Raw genomic sequence first — 18,981 nt, 5'->3', positions numbered from 1 at the left:
GCAAACCCATCTTTAGAAGTCCAGAGGGGACAATTTACTTAAATGCGGCTAGTGTTCCCAGGATTGTGGAAAATGACGGCGAGAAATTGCGTAACTTTTCCATTGTCACCCTAGAGGCGGGTGTGGTTTCACAAGTTTCCCTAGTTTGGGTGGGGAATGACTTTCAGGTGGCTAAAGGGGAAATTTTGTATGAGCGATCGCGTATTGTGTCGTAGACATTCGCATCCAGTAGTGCAATCTGCGTAGATAATAGGGTATAGTATGATCTGTCAAGTTTAGTGCTAACCAACAAAAGCGCCTGAATAGCGTCTGAAACTAGGATCAGCACAAGTTTGACAGATTTACTGGAGAGGTGGCAGAGTGGTCGATTGCGTCCGACTTGAAATCGGATGAGGCTAAAACCTCCGGGAGTTCGAATCTCCCCCTCTCCGTTGAAAAAAAATTAGATTTTACAAATCTTATTAACGACGTAAGCCATTGATTAGATTTAATCTGAGCAACGGCTTAACTGTGATTTATTCTTGATTAGCGCCTATTGAATTCTTAAAGTTAGCAAGAGCTTCAAAAAACTTAACTAAAGGAATACCCGCATAGATTCATTGATGGACTCATCTGCTTTTTCATACAGAGCATTAAGGTAATCACGTTGCCGCACGCCTTTAATGTTACTACCTCTCAATAATTGGTGAAATAAGAGTCGAGCAGAATCTTCATGTAAGAGTACATCACTTCCTTCTTGTAATTGTTTGTTTTGTGCAAAATTTCTGGCTTCCATTTTGGCCTGTTCCAAGTAGAATTTGAATAATTTTACGGCTTCCTCTTCATTTCTTATCGGTGAAAGTTGAACTTCATTAGCAAGACGGCCTCTAATAGCTGGAAGCATCTCACGGTAACGGTCAAGGGCATCTGTAGTTAAAGCAACCATTAAGAAAAGATATTTAGGTAGTGCATCAATTAAAGCCCGCAGAGCAGATAAATATCTTAAAACAATAGTTTTTGATAAGCTACCATTCTGTTTTTCCAATTCATCAAGAAGAATAAAAATACCCTCTAAAGTCTTCATTTCTGAACCAAAATATACAATGTCTCGCAATGCTCTTGTTTTCGCTTCTACAGTATCTAGACGAAAATTTACTCCCAGTTCAGTTTGATGAGTTTTTCTTACAGGTAATCCTAAAAGCCATTGATATGCTAAAGATAGGCGCTCATTTAGTTTTTCTTCGGAATTAATAACACTCAAAAGAGCCTTAAGCATTATTTTAATTTCGCTCATTCGCACAAATTCTAATAACTTATCAATATCATCTATCTCTTGCTTCCTCTTTGCAAGTGCATCAATTGAGCGACGTAAGTAGTCTTCTCCCAAATTTTCAAATATAGACCTAATGAGCGGATCAAAAAATGGTTCTGGATCTGGAACGTATCTAATAACGAAAAAACCATGTTGAGAAAGTTTTTCACGCAAAGCATTTTCATAAGCATTCAGAAGGTTAGTCTTTCCAATCCCCTGACTAGCAGTTATTGAAATTACATGAGACTTGCGATCTGAATAAAATGTCTTTACCGCAGCATCAACTTGCTTATCTGCTTCTGTTGACATATGCGGATGACCACTGGTTTGCCCAGCACTGGGAAAAGGGTTACTCAACACACCAAACTTTTTATAGAGTAATTTAGGTTGTTCTTCTGGTGCGTTAGCAGTCGCCTCATCTGTAAATAGATTTTCAAGAGGCATTTTTAACTCCTTCTAGCTTGATACGTACAGCAGATGTACCAGGTATAAGAAAATCTCCATGATACAGATAAACTTTTTCTAACTGGGGAAGTCCGTCACTTGTCTTAATTATCCACAAATCGTGCTGTTCAAAACGAGTATCTGGAGTAGATCCTTCAGCATAGACATTGACTAAGTTTTGTTCTTGTGCTTCTTTTACCAGTTTTCTAGCCAATATGGGATGAACAGCATATTTAATAGCTAATTCTTCTAACCAGCGACCAGTAAGTATCCATTCTGTGTCTTCCTGCGAACGAATTAATTTATAAACCTCTACTGCTAAATTAGCAAAATCTGGTGAATTAGGTATGTTATCAGTGGCAACAATTTTTTGGTTTTGTACATTCAACCAAGCACAGGCTGCCTCACCAAGCTTGATGTAGGTTGGTTTCGCTTTATTTGAAATCGGTAATGTGCTATATTCAACACTTCTGTTTTGATTTACATAGTTACATATTGCGTCAAATGATGGTATTTTCTTCAAAGAAGATAAAACTTTTATATAATTTTTGTTCAAGATACTTTCCCATAGAAACTTTAGTAATTCTGTACATATAATTTTATTATCATTAAGCTCAACAAATTTTCCACTATGCAGAAAATTTTTATACAAACTATAGCGAGATTGATGTGTTAAACCCAATTTTTCTTGAGCCTCTTGATTAGTTAGTTCTCCTTTGTCTACTAACAATTTCATTAGTAAGAACATCTGATCTGGACTAAATGCATATGCCTTAGCTATTGCTTCTATATTTTGGCTAGAAACTGCATCAGTGTGATCTTGGCTGTCTATGTCGGTTGATAGCGCAATAGAGTTATTATCTGTTGTTGTAGAGGATGTTCCAGAGTTAAAATTTCCCCAAAGAAGATCATCTTTAACGTGAAGTGGTTGCCAAGTATATTCCCCACTAGGTATGCCCCATAGCTCTAATGACTCGTTAGTGTTGTAATTTTGCAAGCGCAGGCAACCAAAAGATACAGCTAATTCCCAAAGGACATCTGTTAGTGGTACTGTATATATTTTTTGACTGAAAGGATGAAAAAGAGAGCCAGTGAGTTTTCTACCATCAAATTTAGGAAAAGAACGAGATTCAAAAAAGAACACATCCATTCCTTCAGCCATCGTCATTCTGGCTAGACCTTGATCACTAGTTAGAAGAGCTAGGGCATGATCCGGGCGAACTTGAGTTTGAAAGCGCCGTGCAGTTTCTAAAATCAGACGATCAGCAAAACTCCTAACAATCTCTTGTAGTTTAAGATTACCATCTTCAGGATCGCTACTCGGTGTCACAATACCTCGCAGAGGATCTGCACCTAAGTCACCACGTTCTATTTCTGCATCTGAAAATTCTAGACGAAGTAAAGTTCGTTGACCACCCTGGCTGAGAATATGTTCTCGAAGTGCCGCAGCAACAGGTTTGTTCTTTTTTTGACTCTCTCTACGAGTTGCAAAGTACCTGTCTACCTGATTAATTATTTCCATGTGAACAATAGCTGGTACTTTTATTTTTGCCCAAGGACTAAGAAACCGACATATAAAATCAAGTCCTCCTTGGTGAATAGCTGATGTATCTGTAACAATAGTTATCGGTTTTTGCAAAGGTATTTTGCCAATAGTTTCAACATCAAAAATAGGTAAAAGTAATAATGTTCTCCGGAGTACATCCTGCAATCCTTCCCTAAAAGCTTTTTGAACTCTATCTTTACTCTGTGAATTCTCCAGAGCTTCAGTAATATTATTATTGAGTTTCTCTAAGGATAGTATTTGCCATTCAAATCCACCAAATTTAGCTGCACAATACTCATCATATCTAGTTTCATTTTCAAGATATTGCCCTCCTGGTTGTAATGCAATAGTTCCGACATTCACCCATTTGTCACGTCCAAAACAAATATCTTCACCAAGAGATATTTCAAATGGCTCCCCATTCTTACCGATTTGGGCGATACATTTTAGTGCATCTTCTTTACTAAACAATTTTAATTTCATAAGGCTATTCTTTTAATGAAGGGACACATTGACATCTGGAACATTAACAAACGTATCACACACCCACTGAATATGCTGGCGTAAGGCTAAAAGTTGATGTTGACGAAGGTTGACACTATCACTATTAGATAAGCGTCCAAGCTCTTCTAAATCACTCCAAGATGATTCATCATTAGACAATATCTCATCTATTACTTGGATGACTTTCTTAAACTGTTCAATTCCACGTTTCTCAGGTTTTATTACTAGTGTAAATTTTTCAATTAATTCTTCTCTCAGTCGCTGAGTTTGCTCACTACTAGTCACTGAACCAAAGGGATCTCCAAATGGCTCCCAAGAATAAATTTCTTCTTGATAAAATGTCGGTTCAACTAAAGCATTTGTGTTGGTATCTAAGTATTTTTTACCCCAGCGACAAGGTTGCCAAAGAACAAGCTTTAATGGACTTGAACTATTGCTGCTCACAAGAATTAATTCTCCAAAGTAATTATTTATGAATATCTATATTAAATCTAACAGTCAAATTACTTTTTATTTATGAATCATAGGTTTTGAGGGTCAAGCCACAATTTGACTGATTTTTTTGGGTATTATAATCATAATTGGAACTTAATTAAAATTTATCAAAAGTGAGATACATCGCTCCACTCGCTCCTCTTGCTTGCATTATGCTATCATTTGGATAAATTCTACTTTGAGGTAAAGCGATGGCTACCCTTTATGTAAGAAATTTACCCGATGATTTGTATACCAAGCTGCAAGAGTTAGCGGCATCTGAACACCGTTCCATTAACGCCCAAGTTATAACTCTGTTAGAACAAGCTTTAAAAACTGAAGCACAGTTAACTGAGGACGAAAGACGAAAGAATGTCCCAAAACTGCTAGAGGAAATTCGCCTTCGTCGTGAGAGTCGCCAGACTGATGTGGAATGGCCTGATAGTACTGCGTTAATCCGAGAAGACCGAGACAGATGACTATACCTCTCAGGTGTGTTGTAGACGCAAGTGTAGCTATTAAGCAATTTATACCAGATGATCCACTAACTCCGAAAGTTAATCAACTGTTTGCTCATCTTGCCAATCCTCAAACTGCAATCTTTGTCCCAGACCTGTTTTACATTGAGTGTGGCAACATCATTTGGAAGTATGTCCGCGCCAGACTTTATGCTGTTGCTGATGTGCCAGCAGATTTAGCAACTCTCAAAAACTTCCCCTTGCGTGTTGTCTCCACGGCTGATTTGATGGCGGATGCAGTTGCGATCGCATTAAATTACGAAATCTCCGCCTACGATGGCTCTTATGTTGCACTTTCACAGCAGGTAGGTGCTACTTTGTTGACTCTCGACGGTAAGCTGGTGAAGGCTTTAGCCGGTTCGTCTTACAGTGTTTGCTCGTTTAATGACTTTGAGGTTACGCCGTTGGAGTCAATGTAGAAGCGATCGCCTTTCCTCACCATATATTCAACCTCAAAGCGCCAGACACCCAAAAACGCAATTAATGGGGATGGCTTTTTTGTTGCCATAGTCCATCAAATAATTTTTGCGAATTAATACTATGGTTCCCAATGGTAGGTATAGTGTTTGCTAGCCGACTCCCATTTGCTTGCCAACTTTTCAAGTGCAATGACTGTGAGAATAATCAGTAAATCATATATGCAGACACGATATTATTCCAAATAATTCTTTAATCAAGTTGAGTATTTACCATTAATTTCTATATAACCCTCTGAAAGATCGCAACCCCATACAGTTGCAGAGGCTTCTCTACGAGAGGCTTCGCCAACGCCAATATTAAGGCTAACATGAATATCTACTTTATCTTTAGACATAATTTGCCGTAGCTGTTCCAGATTTTGATCGGTTAAGCTACTAGGATAAACTTTCACGTTATCAAAACTAATAACAACTTTTTCTGGATTTATCTGCTGTTCATTTTCACATTTACCTATAGCCATAGCAACTCGTCCCCAGTTCGGATCTGCTCCATAGACGGCAGTTTTTACTAATGGTGAATTGACAATTGCTTTCGCTACTGTTTTAGCTTGTGCATAGTTAATTGCTGAATCTACAGTTACCTCAATTATCTTAGTAGCACCTTCTGCATCTCGGGCGATTTTCAGCACTAATTCTTGTGCGACTTCTTGCAATGCACTAGCAAAATCTGGTTCTGAAACTTCACCGGCTAAACCATTAGCTAGAATCACGGCGGAGTCACTAGTAGAAGTATCTGTATCTACACTCAGGCAATTAAAAGTTTTATCTATAGTAGAGCGAAAAATAGAACGAAGGTTATTTGCAGAAATTGCAGCGTCAGTAAAAAAGAAAGTTAGGAGGGTAGCCATATTAGGCTCAATCATGCCGACACCTTTGGCAATTCCTACTAGTTTGGCATTTCCTATTTGCCGTGTAGCTATTTTCGCTACTGTATCGGTGGTCATAATACCACGGGCTGCGGCATGAAAATCAGCGTCAGCCAATTTTTTGCCCAATCCTAATAATCCAACCCGGATTTTTTCAATGGGGTAACGTCTGCCAATTACACCTGTAGAAGCTATCACAATATTATGTGCAGCAATTCCAGTTTCAATTGCAACTAATTGCAGAACTTCTTGAGCGTCAGCGATGCCAACAGAACCATTAGCTACATTTGCATTCTTAGATATAATGACAATTCCTTGTGCTTGGGAATCTTTTAAATTATCGCGGCTAATAGTAACACTTGGCCCAGCAAAAAGACTTTGCGTGAAGACTCCATCTGCAACACAAGGAACGGATGATTTAATAAATACAAAATCATCAGTTGTATCTCGTATTCCCAAATTAGTAATGAATGCACTAAAACCTTGAGGTGTGGAAGATATAGGTAATGACATTAACTCAACCTACAAATGTTATAAGTGTTTAACCTAACCTCATATCATACCATTTCCAAAAATATTTACGACATATTAATCGGCTTATAGTAATAGAGATGTACGCACCTAGCATTTTAATATCAAAAACTTATTATCCAAAAATTTGGCAACACGAAAAAATTGTTTTTACTTCCCATCCTCATTTAGCAATTTTCGGGTTGTCGAGTATTATAAATCAGTTAATGTAAGAGTGAATGTAGTCCATCCATTGCCGCTTTCTACCTGAATATTTCCTTGTAGTTGTTCGACTAATTTCTGTACGATAGATAAACCTAATCCCGAACCACCTTGATTCCAAATATCTGCATTGGGGAGACGATAAAATTTATCAAATATCCGTGGTAACTCTGCTACCGGAATTTCTGCTGAATTACTAATAGTAATAATAGTTTTTGCGGATGCTTCCGAGGAGTTGTGACTTACACTTAAGACAATTTCGCCACCCGCAGGTGTGTATTTACAGGCATTATTGAGCAATTCTACTAAGATTCGTTCCAGGATAATCGCATCTGAGAACAGAGGTGGGAGATTTGTAGGGACATTCGGCTGTAGAGTTTGCTGATGTTCTTGAACACGGATTTGAAACGGCTCGATAACCCAAAGTAACCACTGTTGTAAGAGCAACGCATCAGGGGTAATAAGTGGATAGGATGAGCTTTCTAGCCGTTGTAAGTCTAGTAGATCGTTAATTAATTCTAGCTCGCGATCGCACTCACTTTCCATTACTTTTAGATAGCGTTGAGCTTCCTCAGTATTATTAGATATTTGTATCATTTGAATCATCATCTTGATATTACTCAGAGGCGATCGCAGTTCGTGAGAAACTAAATTCAAAAAGTCATTTTTGAGTTGATTTATCTCTTCCCATTGCACTACAAGCTGCTCTTGCTCAATTTGCTTTTGACGGGCCTCAATCGCTCGTTTGCGCTCAGTAATATCTCGAAATACTAATACAGCGCCTGTAATCTTATCTTTATCATCTTTAATGGGTGCGGCGCTGTCATCAATTGGTATTTCTGCACCATTTTTAGTAATTAAAATTGTTTCTGGGGGGAGATGAACAATAATACCATCTTGAAGAACTTTTATAATCGGATTTTCAATCGGTTTATGAGTTTCGCCATTAGCAATATTAAATATTTCTGAGGAATTTCTGCCATAAGCTTCTTCTTGTGTCCATCCAGTCAGATTTTCAGCAACTGGATTCATAAAAGTGATTAACTCTTGTAAATCGCTAGCAATCACACCATCGCTGATACTTTTTAAAAGCGCATCCACCCATTTCTTATTAACTTTTAACTGCTTTTCTAAACCATGTTTAGTCAAAGTTATTTCAATATTTGTTTGTAGTTCTCTTTCTTTAAAAGGTTTTAGTAGGTAGGCAAACGGCTCAGTTATTTTAGCTCGTTCCAATGTATGATCATCCGCATAAGCAGTCAAATAAATTACTGGAATATCTAAATGTTTATAGATTTGTTCAGCAGCTTCTATCCCATCCATTGAGCCTTTGAGCTTGATATCCATCAGTACTAAATCTGGAGATATTTCTATTGCTATATTAATTGCTTCTTCTCCTGAAGAAGCGATAAAGGGTACTGTATAACCAAATTTTTTCAGCCGATATTGTAAATCTTTGGCAACAATAGCTTCATCTTCCACAACTAAAATTTTTGCGTTTATCATCTTTGATCAATTGTGTATTTATGGTAAAGGAAATGTTACCTGACATTCAACTCCAGTCGCGCCTGTAATCTGGATATTTCCTGCTAGTTGATATGTTAAAGCATCTACCAACTCCCATCCCAATGATGCGATTTTTTTAAAATCAAAGTTTGGTGGTAAGCCAATCCCGTTATCACTAACTATCAGTGTTAAATTGTTATTAATGATTTTCTTGATTTCAATATTAATTACACCATTGCTACCTTTAGGGAATGCGTATTTTAAGGAATTAGATACAAGCTCATGGATAATTAAGCTACAGGGAATTGCTGTATCTAAACCAAGAAAAATGCAATCTTCGGTATTTATTGTCAAAGCGATCGCCTCTTCATTGACTTCATAAGCAGTAAATAAACTTGCTACCAAATCTCGAATATATTCCCCAAAATTAATCCTTGCCAAATCTTGAGATTGATACAGTTTTTCGTGAACGAGAGCCATTGATGCAATTCGCTGCTGGCTTTGTTGAAATATTACCAAATCATCCTTGTTTTTGATATAAGCAGATTGCAGGTTTAGCAGACTGGAAATAACCTGTAAATTATTTTTGACGCGATGGTAAATCTCTTTTAATAACACCTCTTTTTCTAAAAGTGATGCTTTAATTTTCTCTTCCCACTGCTTGCGTTCGTGTTGCGCGGCTTTCCGTTCGCTAATGTCTTCGACCACAGAAATAAAATACTTTGGCTCCTCACTAGGTTCGCGCATTAAAGACACAGTGAGATTAACCCAAATTATGGAATTATCTTTGTGGAAATAGCGCTTTTCCATCGAGTAAGTTTGAATATTAGCTGCTAAAATCTGCTCAACATATTTTAGGTTAGTGTTAAGATCATCCGGGTGAGTAATATCTTGAAAAGTTAGCAATTGTAGTTCTTCAAGTGTGTAACCGAGAATATCGCAAAGCTTCTGATTAACTAACAACCAGCTTCCATCTATTGCGACATGGGCAATACCAACAGCAGCTTGATGGAATGCAGCCCGAAATCGCTGTTCGCTCTCTCGCAAAGCTTCTTCTATTCGCTGGCGCTCAGTAATTTCTGTCTGTAGTGATTCGTTGATTTTTGTTAGCTCTGCTGTCCTTTGCTCAACCATGTTTTCTAGTTGGTTAAGTAAGCTATTTAATGTCTCCTCTACTTGCTTGCGATCGGTAATATCAGTATGTGAACCTACCATCCGTACTACATTACCATCTGCATCCCACAGGGCTTGCCCTCGATCTAAAATCCATTTATATGTGCCATCTTTACATAAAGCTCGATACTCGGTAATGTAAAATGGTGTTATCTGAGCAAAGTGATCTTTGACTGCTTGTATTACCCAATCAAGATCGTTCGGATGCACTCGGATGACGCATTCATCTAAATGGTTAGAAATTTCGTGGTCTTCGTAACCCAGCATTTCTTTCCAGCGAGCCGAGAAAAAAACTTCATTTGTTTTAACATTCCAGTCCCAAATTCCATCGTTATTGCCGCGCAAAGCTAATTGCCAGCGTTGTTCGCTTTCTCTCAACACCCCCTCAGTCCGTATGCGTTCGGCAATTTCCTTCGCTAGTTGGTAGTTTGCAGCCTCTAGTTGGGCAGGACTCGGTAGAGCCAACACCTGCGGTATTAATGGCACAAGCTCTATCGCCGTTAATACGGAGACAAAAGCGGTGATAGCTTTGAGTAACCCTGATAGCCAATAGGTAGGATACCAAAGCGTCCATATATCCATTAAATGGGTTGTACCACAAGCAACGATGAATGTGCCAAACATCAGGAATATCCAGCCGAAAGGCATATCTCGCCGTTTACGGACAAAATAAACCAACATTACTGGAATTGAATAATAAGCAAGTCCAATTAACACATCTGAAATCAGATGCAACCACACCAATCCTGGTTTCCAGAGGTAACAATGTCCGTGGGGAATAAACTCGTTAGTAGAGAAAAAATTATTTAAAAATTCCATCACAAAAACCTACACATTGCACAAGTCTTTACCAAAGCCGAAAGTGTGAAAGAAGAGGTTTTGAGCTTCAGACCTCTGTAGACGCACGCCTAGAGAGTGGCTTTCATATTCTAAAGGAGAACTACATTCTGTGTTCGCGATCCTTTCAGAGTTTTTTTATCTGATAATATAAGATTTATTAAAATTAAAGTACCGCGATCGCTTTGGTGATTTTTACCCTAATATCCTCTGAAAAAAAACTAGCGCTCATGCAATCCCAATATAAATTCACTTTTGCGGCGGGAATTAGGGCATACCGTAAATTTAAAAAGGCTAGAAACTGCATATATGTGACTTTATCTATAACTTTGCCGCACTAGGGTCTAAAATCCTCATTGTTCGGTGGGGACATAATCCCTATTTCCCAAGTAATGGAACCATAGGTTTGCCGCTAGTATAATTTTGAAGCATAAGCTTGCCGCGACTCATATTTCTAACAAAAAATGACAAGCGGTTTGTAAAATCAACAAAAAACTTTGCCATCATGTGTTAAATATATTTTGAGAAATTACGGCTGTTGCTCATCTGCATAATTACCTCTGTACTTACCATACCTTAGTATCGTAAAAGACAATAGATAAAATTCTGAAAAAGAAGAGTTTGCATTAGAAGAGTACGTTAACTACTCACGACTGAGCGGCAATTTTTATACAGACCTTTTCTCAATAGCTCAAATACCAAAAGCAATGTGTATGGAACGGAGAAAAATATTGATAGCAACAAAAACTTATCCTTCAATAAGCGTTAAGTATAAAGAAACAGTGTGTACAGCAGGAATTTTATTAGATGATAATGAAAAACCCTTGCAGTGGATTCGGATTTATCCAATTCGTTTTCGAGAATTAGAAATTGACAAACGTTATCCAAGATGGAGTATCATTAGCGCTAAAATTGAAAAAAATGAAAAAGATTATAGAGCAGAAAGCTTTCGTATAGACGATACTTCAATTGAAATTATCAAGAAAGTGAGTACCGAAAATAATTGGGCAGACATAAAAAAATTAATTTTACCATTACAGTTTAAGTCTCCAAAGGAAATAAAAGAGCAGAAAAAATCTTTAGGAATTATAAAACCTTTAAGTATAGAGAAGTATTTTAGCGAACCAACTGAGCGCGAATGGAATAAAAAACAGCAAGCAGTACAAGATCAGCTAGACTTGTTTGATTTACTAGAACCATCCAATCCAATGTCCAATCTTGAAAAAATTCCTTACACGTTTGGCTATAAATTTACAGACTGTGATGGAATTAAGCATAAATACACCATAAGCGATTGGGAAATCATGCAATTATATAGAAAATGTAGAAATAAATCGAAATTCCCTGACTTAGAGTTACAAGAAAAAGATGCTTTGGAAAAAGTAAGACAAAAACTAGAAAACAGTTTTATGCATGATAAAGATTTATACTTTTATAATCTTTATAATAGGCAATCTCAAAGCTCATCCCCAAAATTTTATGATTATTGGCTTAGTATACCCACCTATAGTAAAATATGAACAGATGAGTCTTCTTTAAATTAAAAAAATGGTTGCAACATACGATAACCAAAATGCTATTGCTAGTAAATACATCTTAACTTTTGGCTATGGTAATAGAAAAAATTATGACGAATTTTTTAGTTACTTAGAAGAATTCAATGTTGTTTGTGTTGTCGATGTTAGATTACATCCTCGTGCTTGGAGCCGCAAATGGTATGGTGAAATAATTAAAAAAAGTTGTAGTGAAAAAAATATCAAATATGTATCTAAAGCTTCTTTGGGTAATACATCAGGTAACAGTAATTGGATTCCTCCTAATGACGAAGAAGCAGCTATTGCACTTCAAGAAATTTCAGAAATAGCTCAAACTGGTACTATCCTGCTATTATGTGCTGAAAAGAAGTCTTATTGCTGTCATAGGGCGGAGGTGGCGCTCCATCTACAAAAGTTAGTAAATAATGAAATTAAACATCTAGGGTAAACAGCAAACGCCGTATTTGAAATATTCTTCGGGTATTACTTGGTCTAGCTGCCATAACAAGAAAAAGTTTTCGGTAAATAAAAACGAGTTATCCGTAAGTCTAGATAACTCGTTTTTATTTTTCCCCTTCCTGAATTAAATTAAAAAAGCTTGAACTTTCTAGTCTTAAAAGTTGCGCGTCTCAAGGTAGCCAGAGTGCGACTTATAGAACCCATTTGGGATCTATTTTTTCGTCTACAAGTCTTGTGTAAAACAGGATTTCATACTTTTTCAGCAATTGCTCTATGATTTCCCACCCCCTGCTTACTAGGTTGTTTAAAACAGCCTTCTGGCAACCCTTATATGTCTATAAAATATCCCAAACGGGTTCTATATTCGCGCTATTCTCCACTGAAATTTTTCCCTTGGTTTGAGGTGTATGTCAAAAATTCAACACAGCAAGGTAATGACTTAGAAGCATAACTTTGGCGTTGCGGCAAAGTTATGCTTCTAAGTCACACAAAAGCCGCCAGGTGGCGGCTTTTTGGGCTATGGGCAGTACCAGACTCGAACTGATGACATCCTGCTTGTAAGGCAGGCGCTCTACCAACTGAGCTAACCGCCCTTTTGAGTAATCCTTATTTAATATAGCAGAACATTTCGTGTTGCGCTAGTAGTTTTAAGAAAATCTTTTTTTCTCTTATACTGACTCAGTATTCAGTTACTCCGCACTGGCTCAATGCCCCGCTATCGCTAACAGGATTGAAGATGCCCTCTGGTCGGACGCACGATCGCATTACTATGTATGCTCTGCCATTCGTGGCGGGCGTTACCTTCTGGCAAACTCGCAGTAGCAATGCGACTTTGCTGGTTGCAGCCGGGTTTATCTTTGGCGGGCTGATGTTTGGCCCCGATTTGGATATTTACTCTGTACAATTCCAACGCTGGGGTTTCTTGCGCTGGATTTGGCTACCTTATCAAAAAAGTCTCCGGCATCGTTCTTTTTTATCCCACGGGCCAATTATTGGCACGATTTTGCGGATACTTTATCTGGGGTGTTTGCTTGCTATTTTGGCCATTTTCGTTTTGGCGATCGCCCAAAGGTTATGTAATCTGAGTTTTACTTGGCAAGATTTGGGGGTAACTGTGGGGCGATCGCTCCTGCAATACGATACTGAATATATCGCTCTGTTTTTGGGGTTGGAACTCGGTGCAATGAGTCATTCTCTTAGCGATTGGGGGGGTTCGGCTTATAAGCGGGTGCGAAAGCAGGGGGTTCGGGGGTTGTTTTCTGGTAAGAAGCGGAAAGTGATCAGGGGTGGTGGTCGTCGGACTAGAGTTAAGAAATGATTTTTTTAAACGCAAAGGGACGCTGAGGGAAGCGCAGAGGTACGCTAAGGTATGGAAGAGAAAAATGAGGCTTTGGGGGCGTTGCAGGAGTTGATTGAGGTGGTGGCTAAGTTGCGATCGCCTGATGGTGGTTGTCCTTGGGATTTGGCTCAAACTGCCGAAACTCTGACTCCTTATGTGATTGAGGAAGCTTATGAGGTGGTGGATGCGATTAAGGGTGGGGATAAGGATGCGATCGCTGAGGAGTTAGGCGATTTATTATTACAGGTGGTATTACAAGCCCAAATCGCTAGTGAATCGGGACAATTTTCTCTCAAGGAAATCACTCAGGGGATTTCCCAAAAGTTGATTCGCCGTCACCCTCATGTGTTTGGTGATGTGTCGGTTACAAGTGTGGATGAGGTGCGGCAAAATTGGGAACAAATCAAGGCTACGGAAAAGGGCGAAGCATCTCCAGACGCGCAAAAATTTAGTGCGAAACTCGCTCGTTATGGGCGTACTCTTCCCCCACTGACGGCGGCGATGAAGATTTCTCAAAAGGCTGCCGCGATCGGGTTTGAATGGGAAAATATTCAAGGTGTCTGGGATAAGTTTTATGAGGAGTTAGGAGAGTTTCAGCAAGCTTTGGCTGAGGAAACACCCGAACGACAAGAAGCAGAATTAGGCGATTTACTATTTGCAGTTATTCAGTTAGCCCGTTGGCATAATCTTGACCCCAGCACCGCTTTGCAAGGCACTAATCAGCGCTTTGTCCAACGGTTAGAAAAAATGGAGGCGGTTGTTGACCGTCCCCTTTCTGATTACAGTTTGAATGAGTTAGAAACTCTCTGGCAACAAGCAAAAGCTCAACTTGCCAAAGAAGGGAGTGGGGAGTGCTGAGTGCTGAGTGCTGAGTTAGGAGTTAGGAGTAGAGACGCGAAAAATCTTTGTCTGTACAAGAGAGAGTTAATAGTTAGGAGTTTTGTTTATCTCCTTGTCTCCCTTGTCCCCCTCTTCAAGATTTTTCAGGATCAAACCACTTATCATATAGCGATTGATAAGTGCCATTTTCTTTGAGATTCAGTAGGGCTTGATTAATTGGTTTGCGGTAGGGACTGTTATTGGGCAAAATGATGCCGTAGCTTTCTTCACGCAAGATACTACCTACAATCTGTACTTTTCCTTTGCCTTCATTGGCAGCATAGAAGAGGAGTACAGGCGCATCAAACACCACAGCATCAGCTTTTTTTGTTTGTAAAGCATTGTAAGCTTGGTCAATATTGGTAACTTCTAAAACTGAAATCTTATGTTCTCGCAGGTATGTGGCGGCTGTACTACCCGCAGTTGTGGCCACTACCTTGCCGGGTAAATCGTCTATACTCCTGATATCGCCCTGAAGTTGTTGGACTGTCAATGAGGTAGTAGCACTAGCTGTAAAGTAGGCGGCAAAAAGTACTCCGATGAACATCCAAACAATACCTACTAAGCGTCCCAGTACTCCCTTTGGCATTTCATCAGCTTGGGTTGCTAATGTGGAAGCTGCCCACCAACAGGCTTTGAAAATGCCAGGAAAGTATGATTTAGGAATCATCCCATCTTTGTGATGGCGCTCAGATAACCAAATAATGTGGGCTGCTACAACAATTAGCACTAAGGCAACGCCTATTACCTGCAAAAGGCTAGCAGAGAAAAACAATTGCCAAATATTTGGAAAGGCGCTGTTGTTGTTTTCTGGGTTTCTTACCATAATTTGCAGCCCACCAGCAAAAATAGGTAATGAGAAATCAAAATTCTGCTCGCGTTCGGCTGTAATCGAGATGGCTGAAATCCCCAAATTGGCTTTGCTTTCCTTAATAGCCGAAAGCAGTTGCGGTACTGTGGAATATTCAATAAATTTAGAATCTACACCTATTTGGTTAGCGATCCTGCGCCAGAGATCGATACTGAATCCCGATAACTCACCTTTGTTTGATAGCACAAAAGGCGGGATAACTCGTGTAGCTACTAATAAAGGTTGTTGCAGTTGTGGTTTTTGCGCCACTCCTGGGGATGCTATTAATAACAATGCCAGAATTCCACCTACTAATCCTATGCAGGTATACAGTGCTAAGGAACGCTTGGTTTTGTTTTTCGGATCATATCTGCCAATGGGGTTTTTTCTCCCAGCCATTCTCCCAGCCATAAATTGTCGAAATCTACTAGCGATCGCATTTATCATCAGAATTGTCTTAAGTTTGTGTGCATAATCTATTTATCATGCCCACCCTATATCAAATATCACGTTCATCATCCCCATAAAACCAATTTTTCTCAGATTTAGGGGAATGAATACAGCACTTCCGGCAGCTATGAGGTACATCCTCAAAACTGAAAGCTATGCTAGGAGGGGGCAAGGATAAAAACTGTATTGCATAATAGCCGGAAGCGCTGTATGGCTGGAGATTAGGGATTGGGGACACAAGGATCGGCGGTACTTGAGCGCAGTCGAAACTCAGTGCATCGCTGGGAACTGGAGAAATAGATTACTTTGCCTCATTCACTTTGTAGACCTCGCCTTGGAAAGACAAACCTCTATCTTTTGAGCAATAGTTTTGAGATCCGCTTTTAGCATACATTTAGGTTTATCATCGCCTGATATTTTATCTAACGTGCGCTTTTTAGTCTTTCCAAAGTGAGCAACATGAATGTAGACGATTTTAGTCAGCAAGTAGAGACATTGCGCTCACGGATAACGGGATTAGTGCAAAGGACTGCAAATGAGCCATACTCACAACAAGAGCTAACAGCAGAAGCTTTTGAAGAACTTCAAATCACTTTGGAAGAACTAAAAATCGCCTCCGAGGAACTACAAGCAACACGAATCGTAGTAGAGAAGGAGCGTCAGCGTTACCAAGAATTATTTGATTTTGCGCCTGATGGTTACTTGGTAACTGATACATTCGGCACTATCCTGGAAGCGAATCGCGCTGCTACCATACACCTCAATGTTTTACAGCGATTTTTGATTGGCAAACCGCTACTTACTTTCATCGCCCAGTCAGATCATCAAGTTTTTTTTAATTACCTAACTCAGTTGCAGCACCTCAACCGGGGCGGAGAATGGGAACTCTGTTTACAACCACGAGAAAAAATCTGTTTTGATGTTGCTTTGACAGTAGTTACCGTCCGTAACGAATTAGGTAAGCCAGTTGCTCTGCGCTGGCTAATGCGTGATATTAGCCAGCGTAGGCGTTTAGAATTGCAGCGCCAGCAGTTATTTTCCCATGAGCAAGCCGCCCGAATCGCAGCCCAAGTCGCAGAGAAACGCTCTAATTTTTTGGCTGAAGCAAGTAGGGTATTGGTATCTTCCTTGGATTATCGCACGACCCTAACCAGTGTCGCCCAATTAGCAGTACCTACCCTCGCCGATTGGTGTATTGTGGATGTCGTGGAAAATAATTTGGCAGTCTTCACGAACCCAGTCATCGTTGCATCGGAACCAGCGAAGGAAGCACTGCTCCGAGAACTGCAACAACGTTATCCAATTCCTGTTGATGCTGATTATGGGCCAGCGAAAGTTTTACGGACTGGTAAGCCGGAACTGTTGACAAATATTCTGGAGTCTTCATTACAGAGAAAGTCCTTGAATGAGGAACACTTTAGTCTGCTACACCAACTCCAAGTTAAGTCTCAGATTGTAGTACCACTGTTAGTACGCGATCGCAAGCTGGGGACAATTCTTTTTGCCTCTGCACAACCAGAACGCCATTACACTACTGTAGACCTAGAAATGGCTGAAGAACTTGCTCAACGAGCAGCATTCGCCATTGAAAATGCCCAGCTTTATCAACAAGCCCAAGAAGCTAACCGCATCAAGGAAGAGTTTTTAGCGATCGTTTCCCACGAACTTCGTACACCTCTCAATTCTATGCTGGGTTGGGTTCAAGTAATACGTACTCGCAAATGGGACGAAGCAACTACCTCTAAGGCATTAGAGACAATCGAGCGGAATGCCAAACTTCAAAGAAAACTGATTGATGATATCCTGGATGTCTCACGCATTGTACAAGGACTAATTCGCCTAAATATCCGTAAAGTTGACCTTGTGCCGATAATTCAAGCGGCAATTGAAGTTGTATATCCCACATCTGAAATTAAGGATATTCAAGTTGAATTTAATCTTGACTCTTCAGTTGGTCAAGTTATGGGTGATGCCGAACGTCTGCAACAAGTTGTCTGGAATTTGCTCTCTAATGCCGTCAAGTTCACACCTAACGGAGGGCGAGTTGAAGTACATCTGGAACAGGTAAACTCAAATGTCCAGATAACTGTCTCTGACACAGGTAAGGGAATTAGTGCTGACTTTCTACCTTATATCTTTGAGCGCTTCCGTCAAGCTGATAGCACAACTACTAGAGTAGACAATGGTTTAGGGCTGGGGCTAGCAATTGTACTCCATTTAGTAGAAATGCACTCAGGCACAGTCTCCGCATTTAGCGAAGGAGAAGGAAGGGGAGCAAAATTTACAGTGTCGTTACCTTTATTAGAGCCGCAACCAGAGCAGTTCATTAAAGAGAGTAAAGTAAAAGTCGATAACCTCTCAATACTCAACGGTTTGCAAATACTTGTTGTAGATGACAATGCCGATACGCGGGAGTTAATTGCCTTTATTCTTGAACAGTCTGGAGGGCAGGTGAGGGCAGTTAGCTCAGTAGGTGAAGCCCTGAAAGCACTAAAACAATTAAAACCAGATGTTCTAGTCAGTGATATTGGAATGCCAGATGAGGATGGTTATTCTCTGATTCGGAAAGTGCGGGCGCAGGAAGCAGAGCAAGGGGAGAAGATTCTAGCTGTAGCACTAACGGCATTTGCGAGAGATGAAGAACGCAGACTCGCTCTGCAAGCTGGATTCCAAGTTCATGTATCCAAGCCAATTGAGCCAGAAAAGTTGGTGAGAGTGGTAGCGAATCTTGCCAAAGGGTGCAATTAAGTTTAATGCACAATTAAGCTTTTGTAGCAAATGCGAACCCCGAATCAACAAATGCGATTACCCCACCCTAACCCTCCCCTTGCAAAGGGGAGGGAACTAGATTTCCGGTTTCCCCCCTTTGCAAGGGGGGATTAAGGGGGGTAATTCGACTTGTGTGTACACCGTAGCCTTGGTAAGGGGAGGGGTTGAGGTTGGTGTAAAACGCGTGTGGGATAAACGTTTTAACTTAAGTTGACACCAATGGGCAATGCCATGCACCTACGGTAAATGTATATATTAGGGTTTTCGGGAATTGGTATGATTTATAAGTTGTATTAAAAAAAGAGGCAGCTACTAACTACCTCCTGAGAA

General features: G+C 39.8%; 14 protein-coding genes, 2 tRNA genes and 1 pseudogene. 9 read left to right on the top strand and 8 right to left on the bottom strand.

Translation table 11 applies throughout. From position 1 onward, the window contains the following. Together HWQ37_RS15785 and HWQ37_RS15780 are read left to right on the top strand one after the other, a co-directional pair. Positions 1–215 (top strand): annotated as a pseudogene (locus tag HWQ37_RS15785) (TIGR04168 family protein); the annotation flags it as partial. A 131-nt stretch (positions 216–346) separates the two neighbouring features. Next, a tRNA-Ser gene (locus HWQ37_RS15780) sits at positions 347–431 on the top strand. A 143-nt stretch (positions 432–574) separates the two neighbouring features. Here the strand turns inward: HWQ37_RS15780 and HWQ37_RS15775 are convergent. From HWQ37_RS15775 to HWQ37_RS15765, 3 genes are read right to left on the bottom strand one after another with little or no spacing between them, the layout of a single operon-like run. Next, positions 575–1,735 (bottom strand): P-loop NTPase fold protein, encoded by a 1,161-nt coding sequence (locus HWQ37_RS15775; protein ID WP_292748560.1) that lies wholly within the window; start codon positions 1,733–1,735, stop codon positions 575–577. Next, positions 1,725–3,764 (bottom strand): hypothetical protein, encoded by a 2,040-nt coding sequence (locus tag HWQ37_RS15770; protein ID WP_292748559.1) that lies wholly within the window; start codon positions 3,762–3,764, stop codon positions 1,725–1,727. The genes HWQ37_RS15775 and HWQ37_RS15770 overlap by 11 nt, the downstream gene beginning before the upstream one ends. A 12-nt stretch (positions 3,765–3,776) precedes the next feature. Continuing rightward, on the bottom strand, positions 3,777–4,229 hold the full coding sequence (locus tag HWQ37_RS15765) for a hypothetical protein (protein WP_292748558.1): 453 nt from the start codon (positions 4,227–4,229) through the stop codon (positions 3,777–3,779). A gap of 242 nt (positions 4,230–4,471) precedes the next feature. On the opposite strand from HWQ37_RS15765, the gene HWQ37_RS15760 reads away from it, so the two are divergent. Further along, complete coding sequence (locus HWQ37_RS15760) at positions 4,472–4,738, top strand: FitA-like ribbon-helix-helix domain-containing protein (RefSeq protein WP_292748557.1); 267 nt, start codon at positions 4,472–4,474, stop codon at positions 4,736–4,738. Then, on the top strand, positions 4,735–5,196 hold the full coding sequence (locus HWQ37_RS15755) for a type II toxin-antitoxin system VapC family toxin (RefSeq protein WP_292748556.1): 462 nt from the start codon (positions 4,735–4,737) through the stop codon (positions 5,194–5,196). Before HWQ37_RS15760 ends, HWQ37_RS15755 begins: the two co-directional genes overlap by 4 nt. A gap of 254 nt (positions 5,197–5,450) precedes the next feature. Here the strand turns inward: HWQ37_RS15755 and argJ are convergent, their stop codons facing one another. The 3 genes from argJ to HWQ37_RS34870 all read right to left on the bottom strand — a co-directional run bounded on the left by argJ (position 5,451) and on the right by HWQ37_RS34870 (position 10,352). Further along, positions 5,451–6,635, bottom strand: a complete 1,185-nt coding sequence (gene argJ / locus HWQ37_RS15750) for a bifunctional glutamate N-acetyltransferase/amino-acid acetyltransferase ArgJ (protein WP_292748554.1) — start codon at positions 6,633–6,635, stop codon at positions 5,451–5,453. 210 nt (positions 6,636–6,845) lie between these two features. Continuing rightward, positions 6,846–8,360, bottom strand: coding sequence for a hybrid sensor histidine kinase/response regulator (locus HWQ37_RS15745; protein ID WP_292748553.1), 1,515 nt, complete (start codon positions 8,358–8,360; stop codon positions 6,846–6,848). 18 nt (positions 8,361–8,378) lie between these two features. Next, entirely contained in the window at positions 8,379–10,352 is a 1,974-nt protein-coding gene (locus HWQ37_RS34870; RefSeq protein ID WP_292748552.1) for a PAS domain S-box protein, read from the bottom strand. A 749-nt stretch (positions 10,353–11,101) separates the two neighbouring features. Here HWQ37_RS34870 and HWQ37_RS15735 point away from each other — a divergent pair. Together HWQ37_RS15735 and HWQ37_RS15730 are read left to right on the top strand one after the other, a co-directional pair. Next, positions 11,102–11,890: a hypothetical protein gene (locus tag HWQ37_RS15735; RefSeq protein WP_292748551.1), complete on the top strand. Its 789-nt coding sequence runs from the start codon at positions 11,102–11,104 to the stop codon at positions 11,888–11,890. 28 nt (positions 11,891–11,918) lie between these two features. Continuing rightward, positions 11,919–12,353 (top strand): DUF488 domain-containing protein, encoded by a 435-nt coding sequence (locus tag HWQ37_RS15730; protein WP_292748550.1) that lies wholly within the window; start codon positions 11,919–11,921, stop codon positions 12,351–12,353. 531 nt (positions 12,354–12,884) lie between these two features. Here HWQ37_RS15730 and HWQ37_RS15725 read toward each other — a convergent pair. Then, positions 12,885–12,957: transfer RNA gene (locus HWQ37_RS15725), tRNA-Val, on the bottom strand. 143 nt (positions 12,958–13,100) lie between these two features. On the opposite strand from HWQ37_RS15725, the gene HWQ37_RS15720 reads away from it, so the two are divergent. Further along, positions 13,101–13,682, top strand: coding sequence for a metal-binding protein (locus HWQ37_RS15720; protein WP_292748549.1), 582 nt, complete (start codon positions 13,101–13,103; stop codon positions 13,680–13,682). A 51-nt stretch (positions 13,683–13,733) separates the two neighbouring features. Beyond that, on the top strand, positions 13,734–14,561 hold the full coding sequence (gene mazG / locus HWQ37_RS15715; RefSeq protein ID WP_292748548.1) for a nucleoside triphosphate pyrophosphohydrolase: 828 nt from the start codon (positions 13,734–13,736) through the stop codon (positions 14,559–14,561). Between the two features lie 115 nt (positions 14,562–14,676). Here mazG and HWQ37_RS15710 read toward each other — a convergent pair whose 3' ends face one another. Then, positions 14,677–15,879 carry a transporter substrate-binding domain-containing protein gene (locus tag HWQ37_RS15710; RefSeq protein WP_292748546.1) on the bottom strand — a complete coding sequence of 401 codons (1,203 nt, stop codon included), beginning with the start codon at positions 15,877–15,879 and terminating at the stop codon, positions 14,677–14,679. A gap of 462 nt (positions 15,880–16,341) precedes the next feature. Between HWQ37_RS15710 and HWQ37_RS15705 the strand changes: the two genes are divergently transcribed. Beyond that, entirely contained in the window at positions 16,342–18,630 is a 2,289-nt protein-coding gene (locus tag HWQ37_RS15705) for an ATP-binding protein (protein WP_292748545.1), read from the top strand. Positions 18,631–18,981 lie beyond the last annotated feature (351 nt).

Origin of the sequence: Nostoc sp. NMS4, from assembly GCF_017115095.1 — a bacterium.
Lineage (GTDB): Bacteria > Cyanobacteriota > Cyanobacteriia > Cyanobacteriales > Nostocaceae > Nostoc.
The sequence above is the reverse complement of the archived record's forward strand: the minus strand, read 5'-3'. Positions and strand labels throughout refer to the sequence as shown.